The organism is Pantoea sp. Cy-639 (assembly GCF_011752525.1).
Taxonomy (GTDB): Bacteria; Pseudomonadota; Gammaproteobacteria; order Pseudomonadales; family Pseudomonadaceae; genus Aquipseudomonas.
This window is the reverse complement of sequence record NZ_VWXI01000056.1, coordinates 1-414: the sequence shown is the minus strand read 5'-3', so window position 1 is coordinate 414 and position 414 is coordinate 1. Positions and strand designations below refer to the sequence as shown.

Below are 414 nucleotides of genomic sequence, written 5' to 3'. Positions count from 1 at the left end.
GGCAGATCCAGCTCAATGCTGATGGCTCTTACACCTACACCCTGACGTCGGCGCCGAACTCGCCCAATCACATCAACGATGGGCCGAACGTGGTGACCGAGGCCTTTACCTACCAGGTGAAAGACGCTCTGGGCAACTCGACCACCAGCACTATCGTCATCAACATCGTCGACGACGTGCCCAAAGCCCATTGTGACTACGCCGACGTCACCGAGGGCGGCACTGTCAGCGGCAATGTGCTGGCCAACGATGTGATCGGCGCCGATGTGCGAGCCGATCACCAGTACGTGGTGGGCGTGCGTGCAGGCAGTGATACCAGCACCTCGGCTATCGGCCACGTGGGCGAGCAGATCATGGGCCTGTACGGCTATTTGACCCTCGACTCCCAAGGCAACGGCACTTATCACGCCAATC

General features: G+C 60.1%; 1 protein-coding gene. It reads left to right on the top strand.

Features of this window, described 5'->3' with window-relative positions:
* On the top strand, window positions 1-414 hold a 414-nt coding region (locus tag F3J43_RS23700; protein WP_166893024.1), incomplete at both ends, for an Ig-like domain-containing protein.